Origin of the sequence: Agromyces tropicus (assembly GCF_039531345.1) — a bacterium.
In the GTDB taxonomy this organism is placed as follows: domain Bacteria; phylum Actinomycetota; class Actinomycetes; order Actinomycetales; family Microbacteriaceae; genus Agromyces; species Agromyces tropicus.
Window position 1 is genome coordinate 121874 of record NZ_BAAAPW010000005.1, and the last position, 21384, is coordinate 143257.

Annotated in this window: 20 protein-coding genes; 8 read left to right on the plus strand and 12 right to left on the minus strand. The window is 67.5% G+C overall.

The genetic code is table 11. The features are described from left to right. The first annotated feature begins 124 nt into the window (after nucleotides 1–124). Complete coding sequence (locus ABD230_RS14870; protein WP_344376054.1) at nucleotides 125–811, plus strand: class I SAM-dependent methyltransferase; 687 nt, start codon at nucleotides 125–127, stop codon at nucleotides 809–811. A 178-nt stretch (nucleotides 812–989) separates the two neighbouring features. Here the strand turns inward: ABD230_RS14870 and ABD230_RS14875 are convergent, their stop codons facing one another. The 4 genes from ABD230_RS14875 to ABD230_RS14890 form a co-directional block, all read right to left on the minus strand. Next, nucleotides 990–1772 carry an alpha/beta fold hydrolase gene (locus ABD230_RS14875; RefSeq protein WP_344376056.1) on the minus strand — a complete coding sequence of 261 codons (783 nt, stop codon included), beginning with the start codon at nucleotides 1770–1772 and terminating at the stop codon, nucleotides 990–992. Nucleotides 1773–2095: 323 nt separating this feature from the next. Next, entirely contained in the window at nucleotides 2096–4705 is a 2610-nt protein-coding gene (locus tag ABD230_RS14880; RefSeq protein ID WP_344376058.1) for an ATP-dependent Clp protease ATP-binding subunit, read from the minus strand. Between the two features lie 76 nt (nucleotides 4706–4781). Beyond that, nucleotides 4782–5582 (minus strand): hypothetical protein, encoded by an 801-nt coding sequence (locus ABD230_RS14885; protein ID WP_344376059.1) that lies wholly within the window; start codon nucleotides 5580–5582, stop codon nucleotides 4782–4784. A gap of 1119 nt (nucleotides 5583–6701) precedes the next feature. Then, nucleotides 6702–7955 carry a DUF262 domain-containing protein gene (locus ABD230_RS14890; protein ID WP_344376062.1) on the minus strand — a complete coding sequence of 418 codons (1254 nt, stop codon included), beginning with the start codon at nucleotides 7953–7955 and terminating at the stop codon, nucleotides 6702–6704. A 377-nt stretch (nucleotides 7956–8332) separates the two neighbouring features. On the opposite strand from ABD230_RS14890, the gene ABD230_RS14895 reads away from it, so the two are divergent. Continuing rightward, a complete protein-coding gene (locus tag ABD230_RS14895) occupies nucleotides 8333–9064 on the plus strand; it encodes a hypothetical protein (RefSeq protein ID WP_344376064.1) in 732 nt (243 codons plus the stop codon). A gap of 274 nt (nucleotides 9065–9338) precedes the next feature. On the opposite strand, the gene ABD230_RS14900 is transcribed toward ABD230_RS14895, so the two are convergent. Then, nucleotides 9339–9656, minus strand: a complete 318-nt coding sequence (locus tag ABD230_RS14900; RefSeq protein ID WP_344376066.1) for a hypothetical protein — start codon at nucleotides 9654–9656, stop codon at nucleotides 9339–9341. 169 nt (nucleotides 9657–9825) lie between these two features. Then, nucleotides 9826–10461, minus strand: coding sequence for a substrate-binding domain-containing protein (locus ABD230_RS14905; protein ID WP_344376068.1), 636 nt, complete (start codon nucleotides 10459–10461; stop codon nucleotides 9826–9828). A gap of 571 nt (nucleotides 10462–11032) precedes the next feature. Between ABD230_RS14905 and ABD230_RS14910 the strand changes: the two genes are divergently transcribed. Next, on the plus strand, nucleotides 11033–11356 hold the full coding sequence (locus ABD230_RS14910; RefSeq protein WP_344376071.1) for a hypothetical protein: 324 nt from the start codon (nucleotides 11033–11035) through the stop codon (nucleotides 11354–11356). A 751-nt stretch (nucleotides 11357–12107) separates the two neighbouring features. Beyond that, nucleotides 12108–13148 carry a hypothetical protein gene (locus ABD230_RS14915; RefSeq protein ID WP_344376073.1) on the plus strand — a complete coding sequence of 347 codons (1041 nt, stop codon included), beginning with the start codon at nucleotides 12108–12110 and terminating at the stop codon, nucleotides 13146–13148. A gap of 411 nt (nucleotides 13149–13559) precedes the next feature. Here the strand turns inward: ABD230_RS14915 and ABD230_RS14920 are convergent, their stop codons facing one another. Beyond that, nucleotides 13560–14498, minus strand: coding sequence for a LysR family transcriptional regulator (locus ABD230_RS14920; protein WP_344376075.1), 939 nt, complete (start codon nucleotides 14496–14498; stop codon nucleotides 13560–13562). A gap of 139 nt (nucleotides 14499–14637) precedes the next feature. On the opposite strand from ABD230_RS14920, the gene ABD230_RS14925 reads away from it, so the two are divergent. Together ABD230_RS14925 and ABD230_RS14930 are read left to right on the plus strand one after the other, a co-directional pair. Continuing rightward, nucleotides 14638–15435, plus strand: coding sequence for an alpha/beta hydrolase (locus ABD230_RS14925; protein WP_344376077.1), 798 nt, complete (start codon nucleotides 14638–14640; stop codon nucleotides 15433–15435). A gap of 1 nt (nucleotide 15436) precedes the next feature. Then, nucleotides 15437–16249, plus strand: a complete 813-nt coding sequence (locus ABD230_RS14930; RefSeq protein ID WP_344376082.1) for an SDR family NAD(P)-dependent oxidoreductase — start codon at nucleotides 15437–15439, stop codon at nucleotides 16247–16249. Between the two features lie 23 nt (nucleotides 16250–16272). On the opposite strand, the gene ABD230_RS14935 is transcribed toward ABD230_RS14930, so the two are convergent. Both ABD230_RS14935 and ABD230_RS14940 read right to left on the minus strand, forming a co-directional pair. Further along, entirely contained in the window at nucleotides 16273–16848 is a 576-nt protein-coding gene (locus tag ABD230_RS14935) for a nucleotidyl transferase AbiEii/AbiGii toxin family protein (protein WP_344376085.1), read from the minus strand. Further along, nucleotides 16845–17423, minus strand: a complete 579-nt coding sequence (locus ABD230_RS14940; RefSeq protein WP_344376087.1) for a helix-turn-helix domain-containing protein — start codon at nucleotides 17421–17423, stop codon at nucleotides 16845–16847. Before ABD230_RS14940 ends, ABD230_RS14935 begins: the two co-directional genes overlap by 4 nt. A gap of 159 nt (nucleotides 17424–17582) precedes the next feature. Between ABD230_RS14940 and ABD230_RS14945 the strand changes: the two genes are divergently transcribed. Both ABD230_RS14945 and ABD230_RS14950 read left to right on the plus strand, forming a co-directional pair. After that, complete coding sequence (locus tag ABD230_RS14945) at nucleotides 17583–17954, plus strand: hypothetical protein (protein WP_344376089.1); 372 nt, start codon at nucleotides 17583–17585, stop codon at nucleotides 17952–17954. A gap of 323 nt (nucleotides 17955–18277) precedes the next feature. Then, a complete protein-coding gene (locus ABD230_RS14950) occupies nucleotides 18278–19705 on the plus strand; it encodes an HNH endonuclease signature motif containing protein (RefSeq protein WP_344376092.1) in 1428 nt (475 codons plus the stop codon). A gap of 101 nt (nucleotides 19706–19806) precedes the next feature. Here the strand turns inward: ABD230_RS14950 and ABD230_RS14955 are convergent, their stop codons facing one another. From ABD230_RS14955 to ABD230_RS14965, 3 genes are all read right to left on the minus strand, one after another. Then, nucleotides 19807–20160: a SpoIIAA family protein gene (locus ABD230_RS14955; protein WP_344376094.1), complete on the minus strand. Its 354-nt coding sequence runs from the start codon at nucleotides 20158–20160 to the stop codon at nucleotides 19807–19809. Between the two features lie 93 nt (nucleotides 20161–20253). Continuing rightward, a complete protein-coding gene (locus ABD230_RS14960) occupies nucleotides 20254–20724 on the minus strand; it encodes a hypothetical protein (protein WP_344376096.1) in 471 nt (156 codons plus the stop codon). Nucleotides 20725–20806: 82 nt separating this feature from the next. Next, nucleotides 20807–21283: a cupin domain-containing protein gene (locus ABD230_RS14965; RefSeq protein WP_344376099.1), complete on the minus strand. Its 477-nt coding sequence runs from the start codon at nucleotides 21281–21283 to the stop codon at nucleotides 20807–20809. Nucleotides 21284–21384: the final 101 nt, after the last annotated feature.

The following is a 21384-nucleotide window of genomic DNA, read 5'->3' on the forward strand; positions in this document are numbered from 1 at the left end:
CACCGATGACAGGGTCAGATTCCACCCGCGTGCGGGACAGCGCGACCCCCTGTTCGAGGGTGTTTCGGCGCACCTCCTCCGGAACGGGCTGCACCTACGCTGGCGGAGAGCAAGGGGGCGACGGATGGCGGAACACGACCGGCACGATCACGGGCAGGGGCACGGGCACCGGCACGAGCACGGCGACGAGGATGCCGCCGAGATGTTCGAGCCGGCCGCGTGGAACGAGGCGTACTCCGGTGGCGAGTCACGCTGGAGCGGGAGGCCGAACGCGCAGCTCGTCGCCGAGGCATCCGCTCTCGAGCCCGGCACCGCGCTCGACGTCGGCTGCGGCGAGGGCGGCGACGTGATCTGGCTGGCGCAGCAGGGATGGCGCGTGACCGGCGCCGACTTCTCGGCGAACGGCCTCGCCCGCGCGGCGGAGCACGCCGAGGCCGCGGGCGTCGCCGACCGCACCGACTGGTGGCAGGTGGACGCGCGCACCTTCGACGCCGACGGCCGGTCGTTCGACCTCGTGACGACGCACTTCCTGCACCCGCCGGACCACGGCATGGTCGACGTCGTCAGGCGCCTGGCCGGTGCGGTCGCGCCCGGCGGGCACCTGCTCGTCGTCGGCCACGCGCCATCCGCTGCCTTCACGCGTCTGTCGGCGAGCCACCGCGACGCGATGTTCCTCGCCGCCGACCTGCTGCCCGCCCTGCCGCGCGACTTCGAGGCGCTCGTCGTCGAGCAGCGCCCGCGCACGATGATCCGCGACGGCGAGTCGATGGAGGTGCACGACTCGACCCTGCTCGCGCGCCGCGCGCGCTGAGGCGGGTGCGCGGAAGGCCCGGCACCGCGTGGGTGCCGGGCCTTGGTGCTTCCGTTGGACGGAATCCGGCGGTCCGAGCGGATGCCGGGCGCCGAATTCTGTCCGAACGCGAGCGTCACGCGCCCGCGCCGGCGTACGCGGCGCCGGTCGGCTCGGCTCGCGTGCGCGTGATTCCGACTCAGCGTCCCGAAACGAGCGCGACGATCGGGGCGGACGTGCCCTCGGGGTTCGCGAACTGCAGGTCGTGCGGACCCTCGACGACGACCTGCTCGGAGTCCGGCGAGATCGCGAGCCAGAAGGCCTGGTTCTGCGGGCCGCCCGTGTCGGCCTGGGTCGCACTGATGACGAGCACCGGGAACTCGCCGAACGGCATCGCATAGGCGTCCTGCTCGACCGAGGCCTGCACCCAGTCCATATGCTCGGGGTCCTCCTGCCACACGAATCCGCCGGCGTCCTGCTCGGCCTTCATCTTGGCGGGATCGTCGTGATACGAGTCGATCGTCACGAGCCCGGCGACCTTGTCGGGGTGCGCCTCGGCGTAGGCGATCGCGATGTTCCCGCCGCCCGACTGCCCGCCGACGATCACCGGCGGTTCCAGTCCGAGCGCGCCGATCGCGCCGTCGAGCACGGCCACGAGATCGTCGAGGCTCCGCACATCGTCGGGCGGCTGGGAGCTCGCGGCGCTGGTGCCGAGCCGGTCGTAGGTGCACACGGTCGTCACCGCTGCGATCGGGTCGATGAACGGCGCCGGGAACGACCGGGTGCCGGCCGTGCCGGTCCCCGCTTCGAGCATGAGAGCGGGGCTCCCCTCGCCGAAGCACACGTACCCGACCGTGGTGCCGTCGAACTCGACGGTGCCCTGCCGCGGGCCCGCTGACGGTGAAGCGGATGCCTCGGCATCCGTCGTCGGCGCTTCCCCGCCGCCGCAGGCGCTGAGCGCGGCCGCCGCAGCGAGCGCCACCCCGACGGTGGCGGCTCGTCGCCATCGGTCACGCCGTCGGCCGCGCGTCTCATTCCCGTACTGCCACATCGCCGAATCCCCCGTTCCGAGCAAGGCCGCAGTCCTGAAACTGAATTTATCTCATCTTCGACGGCGCGACGGCCCCAGTTCGGGGTCCGCCCCGCACGGGTCGGGGTGCCCGCACGACGACGGCCCGGCACCCGGGTCGGGTGCCGGGCCGTTCCGGTCGAATGGACGAAATCCGGCGGCTCGAGCGGATGCCGGGCGCCGAATACCGTCCAACCGGCGCGCTCCGTCTGCTCAGACGGGAGCCCGCCGCCGGCCTACGCCGCCGGCGCCAGGTCGACGGTCGCGTTCGGCACGGATGCCACGACGAACTCGCCGTCGGCGGCATCCACCCGCACCGCCTCACCGTCGCCGAGGGCGCCGGTGACGAAGAGGTCGGCGATGCGGTCGTCGATCTCGCGCTGGATCAGGCGACGCAGCGGACGGGCACCGTACTCGGGCTCGTAGCCGCGCTCCGCGAGGAGCGCCACCGCGGCATCCGTCACCTCGAACGCGATCTCGCGCGCGGCCAGCCGCGCCGACGTCGCGCCCAGCATCAGGCGAACGATCTCAGCGATCTCAGCGGACGAGAGCTTCTGGAACAGCACGATCTCGTCGATGCGGTTCAGGAACTCCGGCCGCATCGCCTCGCGCACCTTGCCCATCACCCGAGCGCGCACGTCGTCAGCAGACGAGAACCCCGAGCCATCCGCCGACGCCACGAACCCGAGCGCACCCGACCGTGACGCGAGGAACTCCGAACCGAGGTTCGAGGTCATGATGACCACCGTGTTGCGGAAGTCGACCGTGCGACCCTGGCCGTCGGTCAGGCGTCCGTCGTCGAGCACCTGCAGCAGCAGGTTGAACACGTCGGGGTGCGCCTTCTCGATCTCGTCGAACAGCACGATCGAGTACGGGTTGCGCCGCACGCGCTCGGTGAGCTGCCCGGCCTCGTCGTACCCGACATAGCCGGGAGGGGCGCCGACGAGCCGCGACACCGTGTGCCGCTCACCGAACTCGCTCATGTCGAAGCGGATGATCGCACCCTCGTCGTCGAACAGCGACGACGCCAGCGCGCGCGCCAGCTCGGTCTTGCCGACGCCGGTCGGGCCGAGGAACAGGAACGACCCGACCGGCCGCTTCGCGTCGCCCATGCCGGTGCGGTTGCGCCGCACCGAGCGGGAGACGGCGGTGACCGCGTCGTCCTGCCCGATGACCCGGGCGTGCAGCTCGCCCTCGAGGTTCGCGAGGCGCTCGCGCTCGCCCTCGGTGACGCGGTTGACCGGGATGCCGGTGGCCCGCGAGATCACGGCGGCGATCTGCGCCTCGTCGATGACGGTCGAGGTCGCGTCCGCGACATCCGGCGAAGCGGATGCCACGGCACGGCCCTGCGCGGCAGCCTTCTCGGTCGCCTCGTCGAGCCGCTCCTGCACCTTCTCGATCTCGTCGCGGATGCGCGACGCCTCCTCGTAGTGCTCGGCGCGGACGGCCGCGTTCTTGTCGGCCTCCAGGTCGGCGAGGCGCTCGATGAGGGCGGAGACATCCACCTTCACGCCCAGCTTCAGGCGCAGGCGCGCGCCGGCCTGGTCGATGAGGTCGATGGCCTTGTCGGGCAGCACGCGGTCGGTGAGGTACCGCGCGGAGAGCTCGACGGCGGCACGCAGCGCGTCGTCGGTGTAGGTGACGCCGTGGTGCTCCTCGTACGCGGGTCGCAGGCCCTGCAGGATCAGCACGGAGTCCTCGATCGAGGGCTCCCCCACGCGAACCGGCTGGAACCGGCGCTCGAGCGCGGGGTCCTTCTCGATGGTGCGGTACTCCTTGAGCGTGGTCGCGCCCACGAGGTGCAGCTCGCCGCGGGCGAGGCGGGGCTTGAGGATGTTGCCCGCATCCATGCCCTCACCGGCACCGCCGGCGCCGACCACCGAGTGCACCTCGTCGACGAAGACGATCAGCTCGCCCTTGTTGGCGGCGATCTCCTCCATCGTCTTGGTGAGGCGCTCCTCGAAGTCGCCGCGGTAGCGGGTGCCGGCGAGCATGGCGGGCAGGTCGAGGGCGACGACGCGCTTGCCGAGCAGCGCCTCGGGCACGTTCTCCTCGACGATCGCGCGGGCGAGGCCCTCGACGATCGCGGTCTTACCGACGCCGGCCTCGCCGATCAGCACGGGGTTGTTCTTCGTGCGGCGGCTGAGGATCTCGATGGTCTGCTCGATCTCGTCGGAACGACCGATCACGGGGTCGAGCTCGCCGTTCGCTGCACGTTCGGTGAGGTCGAGCCCGAACTTGTCGAGCATGGGCGTGGCGGATGCCGCGGCATCCGTCTGCTCGCCCATGCCGCCCACCTCGGGGCCGGCGGACGGGTCGGATGCCACGTGCTCCCCCAGGCCGGCCGCGAGCGCCTCGGCCGTGACGCCGGCGCGCGCGAGCACCTGCCCGGCGGGGGCGTCCTGCCCGAGCACGAGCGCGAAGAAGAGGTGCTCGGGGTCGATGTACGTCGACCCGCTCGAGCGTGCGACCTGGTACGCGTGGAACAGCGCGCGGGACGCCGAGGGCGTGATCGTCGCCGCGTTGGCGTCGGCGGTGTCGGATGCCGCGGGCAGCCGCGCCTCGGTCGCCGTGATGATGCGCTCGGGGCTAGCGCCGACGCGCGTGATCGCCTGCGCGACGGACTCGTCCTCAACGATGACGCGCAGGATGTGCAGCGCGTCGAGCTCGGTCTGTCCGCGCTCGAGCGCGAATCGTCCGGCACGCTGCAGGATGCTCTGGGTGCGCGAGGTCAGGAACCGGCTGAGGTCGATCGACCGCGCCTGCCTGGCCTGCTCACCCGCGAGGTAGCGGCTCAGGAACTCGTCGAACGAGCTCGAGCCGGCCTCGTTGAAGTCGTCTGGCACCTAGGTCCTCCTGGGGGAACTTGAGTTGGGTACGCTCAACTTCAACGCCGTGGCGCCCCCCGTATTCCCGTGACCCTTAGTGCGACGAGGCTGAGTCAGCCGAGTAGTCGAGCGTCGCGGGACGAAGGTCGTGACGCTGCAGTACGGAGCCGGCTTCAACCATCCCAAAGGTGTCTGCAACCTGTTGGTCAATCATGGGCAACAACTCGAAGACGTCATGCAGTCGGCCCGCGTGCGAGACGGCGACACTAACAGGCAAGGCCATTTCGGACTCGGCCGTCTGGATCGGAACGTCTGCCATGATTCGGAAGATCGGATCTCCATCTTGAACCGGATCCGTTCCCGCGATCCATTCCCAGCCGCCGTTAACGGCGTGATCGAAGAATTCTCCTCCACCTTCAAGCTCCGCAGCGAACACGACGTGGTGCTTGTCTCGCGCGATCACGTCAGCGCGGAGAAGACCTCGGTGCTTGTCTTCGATATCCAACTCGTGGAGAATGACGAAAATCCCCTCCTCGACGGGCACAAATGGGTATGGCTGAACGGCGTGGAGTCGTTCAAGTATGTCATTTGGCACGGACGACAGAGGCCCCTTCACCTGTTCCTCCCAATCCTTCTTCGTCCTGCAAATAGGAAAGTAGATCCGTCGAAGATGACGAGGGTGCGGCGTCCGCCCATCGAGATGTGCAACTTCCCAGGCCAAGGCGTCAAGCGCAGACCGATAATTGTGAATGGTGTCGCTCAGCAAGAGCGACCATTCATACACAGGCGCGGCGTGCGCGATTCGAGCGCAGAATGTCACGGTCCGCCGGTCTTCCGAGAACTCGGCGGTTAATCCTTTGGTCACGCTGGTCGAGTACAACTCGATAGAGTTCACAAACTCACTCCCCAACTGACGAGCCCGCGTCCATTTGAGCTGGGGCCAAAGTGAATAGTCAATGCCTGGCCGAAGTTCACGCAAATTCTCAGTCATTTGGCGACTCCCTCATGTCGATACTTAGAGGCCACAAGGCGCTCGCGACGCTATGCGAATCTTAGCGGAATTGCCGCATGCCGAGGCGCCGCACCTAAGCGTCAGGCTGTGCGCCACGCCGATATTCATCGGCTCACTCTCGACCTCGAGGGCACTGCAGGATCATATGAGTGCGCGAAGACAGGGTACGATCGGCGGCGCCTGCTTGGCCCGGTAACATTACCCCGGTAGTGGCGGCCGACGACCGCGTCGAACGAGATCGCGCCTTCCCGTTGAACTTGTCGGAACCTAGAAGTATTCCGACCTTGAGTCGGGCGAGTTCGACTTGATCGCAGGCCAATTCAAGCTGCCCCGGCGGCACGGCTAGTTTCCGTCCCAGTCGGATATGAGCGAGGTAGGCTCTCCAGTCCGAAGCGCGCCCCGCAAGAAGGATTCCAGAGCCAGGAGCGCCCTCATACCGTTCTCCACCCATTTCCTTACGTCATCCGGGCCGTCCGAAGGAGCAATCATTGTCGACTTCTCCGTATAGGGGGACAGATGGCCCGCTACCCCACGCTTGGAGCCCAACGTTGAGAGGTCAGCCAATTCCGGTGCAAGGGCGTTCTCCAACGCTTGCCAGTCAGTTCCAATCGCACCCGCGAGTGCCTCGACATTGGACGCCTTCAGCCCATGATTCTGGCCCAGTTGCCTAACCATCTCCGCCCGACCTGGCAGCAATACCATCTGACGAACGTCTCGTCGCTTGTAGGCCACCCGCTTGCTTTCCGGAATCCTCTCAGTCACTGCCACTACAAGGCGAACACACTCGAGTGGGACCATCGGGGCGTCAAGCCAAGCGGCAACACGATCGAAATGACGCTCAAATATCGCCTCTAGATGTTCCTCTAGGACGGCATGCGCCAGGACTAGATAGGCATGAATCTGCGCCTTCTCGTGTTCAGAGTACGGCTCCGGGAACTCAGTCTCGATAGTGCCGAGAAGCGCCGCGTCCAAATGAGCCAACTGAGCGGCAATTTCCATCAGCTACTCCCGGGTCAGCGGAGTAGGCAGAGCATAGTCGACACCCGTGGCGCCCGTCACAATACTTCGCCAAACTCGATGTCGCGTGAGAAAAGCATCCGCCGTCTTGGTGGTAGCTGAGATCGAGCGCACAAACACCTCATCTTCGCGGCACGCTCGCTTAAATGCCTCAAGAACTTCATCTGCGGATGGCTCGATAGCTGTCCGGACACGATCGATGCTAAGGGAGTACGCTTGGACATCGAACACTGCGCGATTCAGTGCGCGCTCGAACTTGCCTACACTCGCCTCTTCATCGAAAGACCACTTGCGCGCGAATTGATCGCGGCCGAAGATATCCAGGCCGGCCTCGAGGGCGCGAGAGAAGTCTCTTGTTCGATCCTCCACCTCTGGCCGTACGTATTGCCACTGTCGATTGAAAATTCGCGACGTCTCATCGAGGAAGACTTTCAAGTTACCGCGATATCTGGCAGGCGACATCGCGAAGGCCAGATGTCGGAGGAGAAGCTCGGCATCGACCATGCGCCGGTCTGCGTGCGTATTGTTCAAGAGGCGTCGTAGACCGATCATCTCACCTGAGGTCTCATCAATCCATTTCATGAAGTCGCCGTGGATAAGTGCCTGCCGCAGTTCTTGGGGGGAAAGCGCGACACTGCCCGTGTTCAACCGAAGAAAGAGTGAGAGAAGCAGTCGCTCGGAGTTCCACCCTCCGAGCACGACAGTCCTGATGCTGAAGTTTTCTATCGCCGCCAGCAAGTCTGGTCGAATTTCTCCCAGCGCACTGGCATCACGCCGATTAAGCTCCGACAACACCTCAAGTCCAGTCAGCCGCAGGGAACTGAACTGCTCGTCGCGCTGGTCCTCGGGATCGACAAAAAATTGCCGCAGTGCAAGCAGCCGTTGCTTCCCGTCAAGTACGAAGTAGTGCCCGGACATCTCCCGTTTCTCTGCCAGAACGATTTGCGGGATCGGAAATCCGAGCATGATCGACTCAATCAACTTGCTCTTTCGGTTCCCGAGCCACGCATTCCGTCGCTGAAAGGACGGATCTAGATCAATGCGCCCTTTTCGCATCTGCGATACCAGCGTCTCGACCGTCCAGTCCTTCCCGCTAATCGACGCACGGAAAGCTGAGGCCGGCTCGTCGAGGTCGCTCTCGTCTTCGCCTTGATTTGGCACGAGGGGGACGCTCTCCGGATCGAGAACCTCCTCTTGTGGGTTAGCTTCATAGGGCGCCTGCTCGTAGGGGTCTGCCACCGATTCACCTCTCGTCCACCTCTGACCGCGAGGGTATCCCGAACAAGGGCATCGCGCACGAAGCCGCGCGACTCAACTGGCGCCCATCGCCTCACCGATGGCCTCGGGATGGATTCGATCTGCGAGCACTGGCCCCATACGGCAGCGGTTGGCACCGGAATTTCGTTCATTAGGCGGGCCGGTGCCCCGGTAGATCGAACTGAGCGCCTGGCGAGAGTGACGCTCAGGATGAGCATTGCAATCGCCTCCACGCATGCCCAGGCCGACTGCCGTTGGGTGCCCGCGCTGTGAGAGTGGAACGGATGCAGCCTGTGAGGACACCAAGGCGCCATCCGCTGGCCGTGCTGGCTTCCGGCCGCGATCGATAGCATCACGATGTGACGACGCTGCAAGCTGGAATTTCCTCAACTGCTCTCTGGCCCGCGGACTGGAGCCAATTCATCCCGGATCTGCTGTCGTCAGCGGCCATCGGCGCGGCGGTGGGCCTCGTCATCTACCTTTGGGAGCAACGGTCGCAAAGGAAGCAGGCGCAAGCACTCGCGATTGCCTCGTGGAGGGTCGCACGCAGCACGGTCGCGGTGTCTATGCCGGATCCGGCACCGAATGACCCACCGACAGATCCGCGTCACAACGATCGATTCGAAGCGATCGCGGCAGCAATCGACGGTCTTCCAGTTGCCGTCTGGGCAGATGCCGCACCATCGAACGCTGAGTTGTCCCTCGCTAGAGAACTGGCAATTGAGTTGCCGATCTATGCCGAGTGTGGGCAGCGGCTCGTGGAGACCGTGAAGATTGCACTTGTCGACGCCGGCCATACGAGCTTCTTCTCGCCCGATACGGACTACTTGGTCGATGCCACGTTGCGCTCGCGTACACCCGCTGGGGCCGCCATCAACGACATGACCGGGCCATTCATCCGCGCCCTAGGTGGGGGCGACCAGACCAGCAAGTACGACGCCCTCAACCAGACTGCTAGAGAGGCTGCGGGATACGGTCCTCTTCAGCAGGCCGGGATGGATTTCAATGCGGCATATGAGCGAATCGCGGGACTATACAACGACCTGCGAGCGCTCCTCCGCCCGACGCTTCTGCGTGAAGGGACCGCATAGAACACAATGGCCGGTACTACGGCCCCCAGTCGGCGACCGACACACCGCCGTCACCGCTCGCGCGAAGTGCCGATCTGATCGGTTATGACTGCTCACACCGTCCGCTGGGACCTGGGCGTCGACGAGACTCAACGCCCACGTCGGCAGCATGGCGCACCCGCTTCCGGTCGAACGTGCGTTCGCCGCGCGGTACGTCATCCAGGGGTAACCCATCGCGTTCGTGGCATCCGGAGCGGTCTTGGCTGACGCTCGACAGAGCGCCCGGTCGATGCCCCTACCGCACCCGCGATCCGCCTTCAAGAACCACCAGCCGGTCGGCGAGCTTGTGGACGAAGAACCGGTCGTGCGAGACCGCGACCACGCCGCCCGGGAAGTGCGTGAGCGCCCGCTCGATCACCTGAGTCGAGGCGATGTCGATGTGGTTGGTGGGCTCGTCGAGCACGATGACCGCCGCCGAAGAGCAGGCACAGGGCAATCGCGACGCGGGCGCTCTGGCGGCGGAGAGGGTGCCGATCTTCTGCCGCAGGTCGGCCTCCGAGAAGTGCAGCATCGACCGGAACCGTTTCACGCACACCTTCGTCGCCGTGATCACCAGCGAATCCGAGTAGGCGTTCACCGCGTGGCCGAGTGTGTGGTTGAGATGCCCGTCGAACCCTGACGCCCTTCACCCAACGGACTGTCCCGCCATCCGCCTCGGTATCCACAGTCAGGACCTCGAGCAGCGTCGACTTGCCCCACCCGCCCGAGCCGAGGACCACGACTCAGCGCCCCGGCGGCGCCGTCGACGCCCTCGGAATGAGCGTCGGCAACGCCATCCGGATCCCCCGCTCGCCCTCCTCCGGCGACAGCAACAACTGCAGCGCCGTCGAGGCGATCTGCTCGAAGGGCGTCCGGACGGAGGAGAGCGCCACCGGCAGGCGTGAGACGAGGGGGATGTCGTTGTACCCGACGATCGACAGGTAGGCTCCGATGCGGAGGCCGAGACCGCTCGCCGCGGTGAGCACGCCCATCGCGAGGTTGTCGTTCGCGGCGAAGACCGCCGTCGGGCGATCGGGGCGGTCGAGCAGGCGCGTGCCCGCCTCGATGCCGTCGTCGACGCCGTACCCGACCGAGAGCATGCGGGCGTCGTCGATCGGAAGCCCGGCCTCGCGCAGTGCGCGCTCCGCGCCGGCACGGCGGTCGCGGGCGCTCGAGGTGAACCACGGGCCGGTCACCATCCCGATGTCGTGGTGGCCGAGGTCGATCAGGTGGCGGGTCGCGAGGTATCCCCCGGTCTCGTCGTCGCCGAGCGACGAGGGGCTGATGCGGTCGGTGCGGAGCACCAGGACGTGGGGGATGTCGCGGGCGCGCAGTGACGCCGGAAGCTCGTCGTCCAGGCGGGCGGTCGCGAGGATCACGCCGTCGACGTTGCGGTCGAGGAGGGTCTCGGTGGCGCGGCGCTCGTGGTCGGCTCATCGCCGCAGGTCGCGACCACGGCGAAGTAGCCGCGTCGACCGGCGGCCTCCTCGATCGCTCGGAACATTCAGCGTCCTCTTGGTGTCAGCGCCGGAGTCAGGCCCAATCGGCATCTTCGTCGTCGAAGAAGTCCGCCTCCTTCGCGCAGCACCCACAATCGAGATCGGCGAGCGACTCCTCCCCGTTCCCTTTTCTCACCCAAGTGTCGAGCGCGCCTCGTCGCCGACCACCTGTGTCGGCGCGGCAAATGCGTATGCGGGGCATCTGGACTAATTGAGCAGGCTCGTCCGCGCGAATCAGTCCTATCGGTGCACGATGCCAAGATGCCCGTATCGATCGAATCTGGTCGATATACACGTTCCAACGACGCTCGATGCTCGCCGCGCGTGGAAACCGCCCGCCACGAAGATTGGCTGCCCTGCCACCCTGGAGAGATTGTGAGAAATTGACCCCGTTCGGGGGACATCTCTTTCAGGTCGCCTGGCGTAGAGTCCGGCCACTTCGACAATGGGGGTGGACAGCATGTCATTGCTTCCTGAGGAACGAATCGAATCGGCAAAAACCGACGTTTCGCTGATGTCGCCAGCCGATCAAAAGGACGTCGTCGATAGGATTCGCACGGCGAACCCGAGTCTAATTCCGACCGGCGATACCTCGAAGACCGCACTTTGGCTGTCTTTGATTATTGGTGTTCTCGTTGTGGCACTCGCAGCAATCGCCGCTGCGGTGATCCTCGTGATCTCGGGTAGTGGTGAACTTGCCGCTGCGGCCTGGCCGATCGCGACGGCTGCTGTGGCTGGCACAGTAGGCCTTTTCGCGAAGAGCCCGACCGGGTAGCCGTGCGCGTTGACGACGGTCCGTGGAAGGGCTCGCACGCTCGAAGCGAACTCGGCCCGAATCAAGGGATTCTTGCGCAGTCCAACGCTTGGAAGTTGCTCCTGGCCGGCGCCCGGATAGCCAAACGACGCGGTCAGCTTGAACTGAACGGAAAGCGATCATGGACTTACCCGGAGGCATCAGCGTAAGACTCAGCGGAACTTCGCTCGCTGAACGACCCGACCTTGGAGGCGTCGTCGCAGAGGACATCGTCGAACAATTCAGCAGCCTCGGCGGATACATTACGGGCGAGATCCAGCTCAGGGTCGTCACGTCCGGCTCAACGCAAGAGCCTCACCTGTCATTTCGTATCGCACGACTTACGCGCACCACAATTCGACGGGTCACGTGGACCATTTCTGCCGATCTCAGCAGCCTCGACGCCGACTTTCGATTGGATGGGCTCGGTGCGATTGGGCCGCGATTCGCCACGAGAGTCGACCGAGTGAGTTCACCAGTGGCAGCGGTCGACGTGACATTCGACTTCACGTCCCCGCTGACCCCACGTCGCGCGAGTCGCTTCATCTTCTTGACGAGCAGGGAAGTCGGTTGGGATCGCTCCGGTCGCATTCGAATCGAAGGTGACGCCATCGACGGGCGGGAATGGGCTGCGGAGATCCCTGCGTTCGGTTTCGTGAGGCGAGCGACGACTCCGACATTCGGTCGGCCCAGCCAAGCGCGTGGACTTCCCCTAGCTGTCGAGGCCCTCTGCATGATCGACGATGACACGATTGCATTGTTCGGCCGACGCGCGCCGGTCGCCGAGGACATCCAGCTCGAGGTGGTCTCGTTCCGAGACCGCTCCTCACCAATCGGACATGTCACCATCCCGAACACAGCCGACCGCATGATCATCGGCGCATGCGAAGAACGTGGGTTCGTTCATCTCGCGCTTCAGCACGTCGCGAATTCGCCACGCCTGCTGCAGTACCGAGACGTGGAGGTCATCACGTTCGAGGCGCGTCATCACGAGTCGAAGCCGATCGGAGCGGTCACCATTCCCATGGATGGGGACAAGGCCTTCTCAGCCGCAATAGCAGGCGGATACCTTTGCGTTACCCGCGTCGGAGGCAGAGCTCTGGGTTACGTGGACATCAGCGATCCTTCGAACCCGACGAAGAGAACCGGCACGCTCAGATCAGCCGTCCTCGCAAACACAGGCGGATGGATGGCGGGAACCGGGTCGACGCTCTTCGTCGTGGGACGTGGCGAGTTCATCGATCGGACGGGCGCTCGCGAGATGGATGCACCGTTCGTAAAGGTGATCAACATCGATGGATCCCCGCCGACGCTGCGGCTGCTGAGCACGACTCGAATACGCGATGCAGGCTCAGTGATTGCGGCCGAGGGCGATGTCGCTGCCGTGCTGCACCCCGGTGGTGGGGCGACCATCACCCTGCTTCGTCAAGCTGTCGGGAATTGGGTGCAGAACGGCGTCCTCGAGGCCCTTGCCGAAGCGGCCGCTATCGCATTCGTGCCAGGCGCGTCATTGCTCGTCGTTCTCTCGATCTACGAGCCGCGCGTCGAGCTCTGGGAGTTGACCTCGAGCGGGGCAAACCGGATCGATTCTGTGGACTACGTCCTCGACCGCGAGGCCTATTCGACCAACCCGCCGCCGAGCCTGATCGTCGGCGGCGGGACGGCATCCTTCATCATCGGACACGCGCTGTATACCGTTGCACTGCGCGATCTGCCCCTGACGCCGAGCTTTCCTAGTAATCCGCCGCCGTTGCCCCCGCTGCAACCGCGCTGACCGAGGATTCCCTCGCGGTGGTGACCCGAACAGGTCTGACTTCACTGCGATCCGGCGCTGGGCCGCGCCATCCGGTGCCAGATCTCGGTCTGGGTCGTGCACAGGGTCGCCCGCACGTCAGCTCCGGAGCCACGCCCAAGCGGCATCCGGGTTTTCGAAGTACGCCGCCTCCTGCGCATAGAACGGGGTGGCGAGGTGAGCGAGGCGCACCTCCCCGTCACCCCGAGACGCCGCCCGCGAGCCCCACGTCCTCGGGGTTCACCCGAGCACGATAGCTCGCAGGAAGGCGCCGAGCTCGTTGTCCCCGGGAGCCATGCTGCGGATCCTACTCGCGCGCCCGACGGGCGGGCGTTGGCTTCGCCGGCGCGGTTCTGGCGAAGCCGGGGTGGGTGGGCGCCTGACGATCGCTCGTCACGCCCCATCCGGCTGCCACGCCGGGCCGACGCCCTCCGGGTAGAGCCACTCCCGCTCGGCGGATTGCTCGGCGGCCACGTCGAGGAACCCGGCGACCGCAGGGCTGAGCGGCTCGTCGCGCCAGGCGATCGACCACGGGTACAGGGGCTGCAGCTCCTCGGGGCGGTGGATCGGCAGGCCGTGGTCGCGGTACCGCAGTGCGTACGACTCGAACTCGAGGAGGTATGCCGCGTCGGCGGCACGTCGCATCCTTGCCAGGCACTGGTCGAACGTTCCGGCGTTGCCGAGCCAGCGGAACGTCGTGCCGAGCCGGTGCTCGAGGGCGGCGAGGTACTGGCCATGGACGTTGAAGAGCGCGGATCCGGTCGGATCCCCGAATACCTCCAGCGGCCGGTCATGGAGGGAGACCGCGTCGGCGGCCGGATCGCCCGTTCGGCCGACGAGCCAGAAGGGCTCGAGGCGCAGCAAGCGGTGCGACCAGCCGGCCGGGTGGTCGGCGGTCATGGCCGGCGTGATGCGGATGATCGCGACATCCAGCTGGCCGTTGAGCAGCGCGTCCAGCTGCCGCTTGCTGTCCATCGAGTTGGCGATCACGGGAACCGTCGGGAACCGGTCCGCGAAGGCGTCGGCGACGACCCGGCTCGAGTCGAGGTCGAAGATGTGCGCGATGCGGATGCCGGGATCATCCGGTCGTGTCATCCGCTCCGCCTGCGCGATCAGCACCCGTGCATCGCGCAGGAATCGCACGCCCTCGGCCGTGAGCGCGACGTGCCGGCTGTCGCGCGTGAAGAGACGGAAGCCGAGATCGGATTCGAGACGGCGGATCTGCTTCGACAGGGCGGGCTGGCTGAGGTGCAGCTTCGCGGCGGCACGCCCGAAGTGGAGCTCGTCGGCGAGCGCGACGAAGTAGCGCACCGATCGCAGGTCGAGATCCATCCGCACTCCTCCCCCGAAGCGTGCTCCTCCCCCGCCATCCATGCAAGATCGGTTATCGATCTCCATGCGATCGGTCTTGGACACGACGGGTGCGGCGGGTGTGTGCTGATCATGTCCGCCGAGCGCGAGGAGCCTGATCATGGCCGAGAACCGTCCCGTCGTCTTCATCCACGGCCTGTGGTTGCACGCCACCAGCTGGGAGCCGTGGATCGAGAAGTTCCGCGCAGCGGGCTACGACCCCGTCGCCCCCGGGTGGCCGAACGAGGCCGACACCGTCGAGGCGGCGCGCGCGAATCCGGATGCCGTCGCCGACAAGGGCATCGACGAGGTCGCCGCCCACTTCGGGGAGGTCGCGAACGGCCTCGGCGAGGAGACGATCCTGATCGGGCACTCGTTCGGCGGCCTCATCGCCGAGAAGCTCCTCGGCGAAGGCGTCGGCGCGGGGGCCGTCGCGATCGATCCCGCCCAGATCAAGGGCGTGCTGCCGCTGCCGCTCGCGCAGCTGCGGTCGGGCTTTCCCGCGCTCGGCAACCCCACCAACCTCCACAAGTCGGTGGCGCTCACGAAGCCGCAGTTCCGGTACGGGTTCGGCAACGCCGTCAGCGAGGAGGAATCGGACGCGCTGTTCGAGCGGTGGACGATCCCGTCGCCCGCCCGGCCGCTGTTCCAGGCCGCCGCGGCGAACTTCCAGATGCACTCGCCGGCCGCGGTCGACACCAAGCGCCATCCGCGTGGCCCGCTCCTGCTCATCTCCGGCACCGCCGACCACACTGTTCCCGATGTCGTCACGCGGTCGACGCTGAAGCAGTACCGGGATGCCATGACCGTCAACGAGCTCCAGCAGTTCGAGGGTCGCGGGCACTCGCTGACGATCGACAGCGGATGGAACGAGGTCGCCGACGCCGTGCTCGCGTGGCTGAAGACCCAAGGGCTGTGACGTGGATCTCGCACTGGACGGCGCTGTCGCGATCGTCACGGGTGCGGGCCGGGGCATCGGGCTCGCGGTCACCTCGACGCTCGTCGCCGAAGGTGCTCGGGTGCTCGCGGCATCGCGCACGCTCACGCCGGAGCTGCTCGAGCTCGCAGAGCGCGAGGCCGTCGTGGCGGTGGCCGCCGACCTCACCGATCCGGCCGTCCCCGGCGCGCTCGTCGAGCAGGCGGCCGGGGTCGGAGCGCTCCGCATCCTCGTGAACAACGTGGGCGGCGTGCGCCCGCGCACGGGCGGCTTCGCCTCCGTCAGCGACGAGGAATGGATCGGCACGTTCCAGCTCGACGCCCTGACCGCGATCCGGATGACCCGAGCCGCACTGGCGCCGATGCGGGCGGCCCGCCGCGGCGCCGTCGTGACCGTCGCCTCGGTCAACGCGAAGCTGCCGGACCCCGCCGTCATCGACTACAGCGCCGCGAAGGCGGCCGTCGTGAACTTCTCGAAGTCGCTGTCGAAGGAGGTCGGTCGGGACGGGATCCGCGTCAACACCGTGAGCCCTGGACCGGTGGCAACCGACCTCTGGCTCGGCGACGGCGGAGTGGCGGCGACGTTCTCGGCGGCGGCCGGGGGCGAGGGCGGGGCCGGGGCCGGGGTCTCGCGGGCGGACGTCGTCGCGGGTGCCGAGGCATCCATGGTCACCGGCCGGTTCACGACCCCCGAGGAGGTCGCCGCGCTCGTCGCGTTCCTCGCGAGCGACCGCGTCGCCGGGAACATCACGGGCGCGGACATCGTCATCGACGGCGGGCTCACGGCGGAGCTCTGAGGGCGCCGCCGGCGGCGAAGCCGTCAGGCGCCCGGGCTGAGATCAGGTCGAGGCGGAGCCGGCGGCGGCTCCGGAAGCCCGGCCGCGAAGATGTCCTCGATCATCAGGTACGCGGCATCCTTCGGCAGTTCGCCCGGATAGTAGCGCTCGTACAGCGCCTCTGCCTCGTCGACCGAGCGGATGCCGGTGAGGGCGAGCAGCACGGCGATGTCGGCGTCGTCGCGCGTCGGCCTGCTGGCGCGGATCTTCATCGCCAGCAGCGCCTCGGGCGAGATGACCCAGACGGACACGTCATCATCGTCGTAGAGGGGCTCCCAGTCGACGTCGATCGCGATGGGGATGAAGGTGGCCGCCTTGGCGTTCAACCAGTCGTCGTCCCATCCGCGTCGTCGTGCGATCTCCACGGCGATCTCGAGGGCCGGACCCGCCGGATGGAGCTTGGCGTCGATGTCGGGCGTGACGCGGCGCTCGCCGTAGTAGCGGAGCAGCATGGCCGCGCCGCCGATGATGCTCACGCCGCCGCGCTCGCCCCTGGCGTGCAGTTCGCGCACGAGCTCGCGGAGCCCGTCGATCATGTCGTCGCGCGTGAGGTCGGTCATGCGCTCTGCAGGGTCGACTCGTCGACGAGGATCCGGCGACGGCGGAACGCGGGAGGAACGTCACGGATGGCACGCGTCGAGGTCCATCGGTTCACGGTGAGCGGCGTCTCTTCGGGGAGAGTGCGCACGGGATCGTCGACCCAACCCGGCTTCGGGAGCGCGTCGCGGTCGAGCCAGTACTCGGTGACCGAGGCGAGCGCGGCATCCCAGACCGCCGAACCCGTGGGTGGCGGTTCGGCAGCGGCCAGGACGACGCGATCGACGCCTTCGGTTGCGGCGAGGTTGTCGCTGTATCGCAGGAAGGCGCGGAGGGCGGCCTCGGGGTCGCCGTCGGCGAGCCAGTCGGCGATGGCGTCGCCCGCCTCGATCGAGCCGCTGCGAGAGGTGGGATAGACGCCGACCCGGCGCCCCGTTGCTCGCAGCAGGAGGTCGAGCTTCTCGATCGACGGGTTGCGCAGCCCGGCTTCGATCAGCGAAACCGTCGACTTGTCGATGCCCGAACGGCGCACCAGCTCGGCCTGCGACAGACCCGCGGTCTTGCGCGCAGCGCGGAGGAGGGTGGCGGCGGGAACCATTCGGGCCTCCAGTTTGTTTGCGGATAAGCAAACATTCTACGCGTTCGTCGTCTCCTTGGGAACAGCCGAGCTCCACGCGGCACGGGTCGTGGAGGAGATCCGTCGGGTCGTGGCGAAGCCGGCGTGGATGGGAGCGGATGCCACCGCTACCCTCGGCCCATGGCCGCCGCGACCGCCCTGACCGTCGTCCTCGCCCTGCTGGCGGTGTTCCAGCTCGCGCTCGCGCTCGGCGCGCCGCTCGGCCGGTTCGCGTGGGGCGGCGCGCATCGCGTGCTTCCGACCACGCTTCGCATCGGCAGCCTGGTGTCGATCGTCATCTACACCGTCATCGCCGTGCTCGCCCTCGACCGCGTCGGCCTGATCGACGTCGTACCCGATGCCGTCGCCGCGGTCGGCATGTGGGTCGTGTTCGGCTACTTCGTGATCGGCATCGTGATGAACGCCATCTCGCGGAGCAAGCCCGAGCGGGTGACGATGACGCCGGTCGTCGCCGTGCTGGCTCTGCTGAGTCTGCTGGTCGCGCTGAGCTGAGACGGCGGATGACGCGGCCGGCCGCCTTCGGGGAGGCGTGACGCGTCGCCGGCGCGAGAGCCGGCGGGCGGCCGGCGTGGGCGTCCGGGGCGGGTGGCGTGCGCGGGCGGCTGGCGCGGGCGGCAGCATCCCTGCTCGTCGACCCGATCCAGGCGCAGGCGTCGTCGATCCAGTGACGTCCATGCTGATCGCGGAGCCCGGCGTGGCCGGCCGACTCCTCCTCCACAGGGCACATTCGCGGCGATTCATCCACAAGAAGAATGGCTGGTCATCGGTGATTTCCGGCGCGAACGGATGTCGGTGGGTGGGTGCAGGATCGAAGCATGGAACAGCCCCCGACCCCCGCGCAGCCGACGCACCCGGCGCACGCGGCGGCGACCGCGCTGGCTGCGCTCGAGCGCGGTGTGGCAGCACTGCGGGAGGCGTGGGCGGGTGCAATGCCGGCGTGGGGTCCGGCGAGTGGGGCGGTTCAGGTCGATGTGGAACGGATGGGCGATGCCGGGCTGGTGCGGGTCGTCGATGCACTCGCCGAGGCACGTCGTGAAGTCGATGCGGTCTTCGCCAGGGTCGCTGCCGAGGTGGCCAAACGGTCCGGGCCCGAGTTCGGCGTCGACGGTCTCGCGAAGGCACAGGGATTCCACAATCCGGTGCGCCTGATCGCGGCCGCGACGGGAGCGTCGCGGTCGGACGCACACCGGCTGATCGTCGTGGGTGCCGCGACCGCCGAGCGGCAGGCGTTCAGCGGTGAGCGGATGCCGGCGCGGCATCCGCAGGTCGCAGCGGCGGTCGAGACGGCGACCATCAGCGTCGAGGCGGCGGCCGCGATCACGTCGATGCTCGACCGGTCGGCGGCTCGGGCCGAGGCGAGCAGGGTCGACGTGGTCGAGGCGGCACTGGTCGATCTGGCAGCGCGGGTGCCGCTCGAGACGCTGATGCGCGGGGTGCGCGAGGCCGAGGCGCGGCTCGATCCCGACGGTGTCGAACCCCGCGAAGACGAGGTGCGCATCGAGCGCGCACTCACGATGCGCGAAGACCACCGTGGTGTGGTGCACCTGCATGCTCGCCTCGACCCCGAGAGCGCCGCACCGGTGAAGGCGGCGATCGAGGCGCTCGTCAGCGACGCGCTGCGCCGGCGCGAGCCGGGGGCCATCAGCCCTGCGGTCGAAGACCGGCGGTCGATTCCGCAGATCCAAGCCGACGCGCTCGCCGCTCTCGCCCGCCATGCCCTCGGCTGCAGCCAGACGGCGGCGCTCGCGAAGACCACGGTCGTCGTTCGCGTCGACCTCGACACCCTCATCGATGGGCTCGGGCACGCGAGTATCGACGGCCTCGACCAGCCGATCTCCCCCGCCACCGCGCGCCGCATGGCTGCCGACGCGGAACTCATCCCAGCCGTGCTCGGCGGCGACAGCCTGCCGCTCGACCTCGGCCGGGCCGCCCGACTCTTCACCAAGGCGCAGCGGCTCGCGCTCGGCGAACGCGACGGCGGCTGCGCCTCCTGCGGCGAGAACATCGGCTACGTCGAAGCCCACCACATCGACTGGTGGGAACGAGACGCCGGCCCGACCGACCTCTCGAACGGAGTCCTGCTCTGCAGCTTCTGCCACCACATGATCCACCGCGACGGATGGCAGATCCGCCCCGGCCCCGCCGAGATCTGGTTCATCCCGCCACCGCACATCGACCCAGCGCAGGTGCCACGACTCGGCGGGCGAGCGCGCTTCGAGCTGCGCGAGGCGCGCGCGGCATGACGCCGGTCGGATGCATTCACGGGCGCTCCCCCACTTCGGCAGCACCCGCCCCCACTGCCGACGGTCACTGGCACGCACCCCGGCAATACGGCGGGGCGGCGTCAGCTCCTGAGCCAGGCCCAGGCGGCGTCCGGGTCTTCGAAGTACGCCGCCTCCTGCGCGTAGAACGGGGTGGCGAGGTGCGCGAGGCGCTCCTCCCACTTCTTGTTGCCGACGATCGCCATGCGCGCGACCTTCTCGTGGAACTCGCGACCGAAGTGCAGGTCGGCACCCCACGCGCCGACCTTCTCCCACTTGAAGTCGGTGAGGTCCAGCAGGAGCTTCACCGTGCCGCGCTCCTCGACCGCGGCCTCGACCGCGGGCGTCATCACGTCGTAGTCGGCCTTGGTCACGTCGCCGGACACGACGAATCCGAGGATGTCGCCGCTGCTGCGGTCGGACTGCGTGATCGTCATCGGAGTGCTCCGCTCTCTCGTCTCCCTGCCCAGCCTTGCGTGCGTGGGCGTCGGCGTCGAGAGGGCGTTGGTCCTGTTGCCCGCCGCGCAGCCTCACCCCATCAGGGCGCCGCAGATGTCGAAGCCGTAGAAGCCCGGGTGCGGACCGTGGAGCGTCACCATCCCGTCTTCGAAGGCGAACGACGCATAGCCGGCGTCCCTGATGAGGGTCCTCCCCTCCGCATCCAGAACGTGGAAGGGCACGCCGACCCAGGTGACGCTCTCGTCCGTGTCGGTCTCGACGAAGTTCTCGGCAAGCTGGATGACGTTGGCGCCGCCCGTGATCACGGCCGTGTAGTGGATGCTGAACTGCCCCCGGTCCTCGAAGAACAGGTGCGTCTCATGCGCGTCGACCGTCACGGTGAGCGGAATCCCGCAGAGATCCGTGAGCTCGGCGCTGAAGTCGTCGTCGACGCCCACGAACCTGAACTGCTCGACCTGATCGGTGTTCGCTGAGGCGGCGCCGACCGGTACCGCCGTCAGCACGGCGGCAGCCAGCACGGCGAAGAGCGCTCGAGTGGTCATGATGACCTCCTGATCGATGTTCGTCTTCCTTCTTCCAACCCGCTCATGGCTCATCTGTGATGTCGCGGCCGGTTCGGCCGCATCACCGCCACGGCAGGATGTCGATTCCGTGTTCGGCCGCGATCTCGACGAGTCCCGGGACATCCCACCCATGCGGGGGTGGCAGCCCCGGCCGGGGCGCCGGGTGGCCCAGCTTGGGAAGCAGATCCTCGAACCCCGCAGGGGCGATGATCTGCCAGGCGCGCAGGGGCCCGCGCGAGGCGACCGCGAAGGAGTGCGGCATGCGTTGGGGAAGGAACACGCACGCACCGGCTTCGGCGGTCCAGGTGCGATCGCCGCACTGCACCTCCAGCGCCCCGTCGCGGATCATCAGCGTCTCGTCCTCGACCCGGTGCACGTGCCGGGGCGCGCGGAAGCCGGGTTCGGCCTGGAGCTCGACGAGCGTGAACAGCCCGCCGGTGTCTGCGCGCCGAACGTGGACGGTCACGCGGGCGCCGAGGCACCACCACGATCGGGTGGAACCGGCGGCGGTGACCGAGGCTGCGTCGAGCGACGTCATACGCTCACGATGCGCTCGGCGGGCGCGCGGCGCCATCCCGCATACCGATGGCGAACCCCCGCAAACAGGGGATGCGGGCTGCGGCCCACCGGACTACCGTT

Excerpts from the sequence above, each read along its gene's own strand:
- ABD230_RS14870 (WP_344376054.1), top strand. The coding sequence starts at position 125 with ATGGCGGAACACGACCGGCACGATCACGGGCAGGGGCACGGGCACCGG.
- ABD230_RS14915 (WP_344376073.1), top strand. The coding sequence starts at position 12,108 with ATGATCGACGATGACACGATTGCATTGTTCGGCCGACGCGCGCCGGTC.
- ABD230_RS14920 (WP_344376075.1), bottom strand. The coding sequence starts at position 14,498 with ATGGATCTCGACCTGCGATCGGTGCGCTACTTCGTCGCGCTCGCCGAC.
- ABD230_RS14925 (WP_344376077.1), top strand. The coding sequence starts at position 14,638 with ATGGCCGAGAACCGTCCCGTCGTCTTCATCCACGGCCTGTGGTTGCAC.
- ABD230_RS14935 (WP_344376085.1), bottom strand. The coding sequence starts at position 16,848 with ATGACCGACCTCACGCGCGACGACATGATCGACGGGCTCCGCGAGCTC.
- ABD230_RS14940 (WP_344376087.1), bottom strand. The coding sequence starts at position 17,423 with ATGGTTCCCGCCGCCACCCTCCTCCGCGCTGCGCGCAAGACCGCGGGT.
- ABD230_RS14945 (WP_344376089.1), top strand. The coding sequence starts at position 17,583 with ATGGCCGCCGCGACCGCCCTGACCGTCGTCCTCGCCCTGCTGGCGGTG.
- ABD230_RS14950 (WP_344376092.1), top strand. The coding sequence starts at position 18,278 with ATGGAACAGCCCCCGACCCCCGCGCAGCCGACGCACCCGGCGCACGCG.
- ABD230_RS14955 (WP_344376094.1), bottom strand. The coding sequence starts at position 20,160 with ATGACGATCACGCAGTCCGACCGCAGCAGCGGCGACATCCTCGGATTC.
- ABD230_RS14960 (WP_344376096.1), bottom strand. The coding sequence starts at position 20,724 with ATGACCACTCGAGCGCTCTTCGCCGTGCTGGCTGCCGCCGTGCTGACG.
- ABD230_RS14965 (WP_344376099.1), bottom strand. The coding sequence starts at position 21,283 with ATGACGTCGCTCGACGCAGCCTCGGTCACCGCCGCCGGTTCCACCCGA.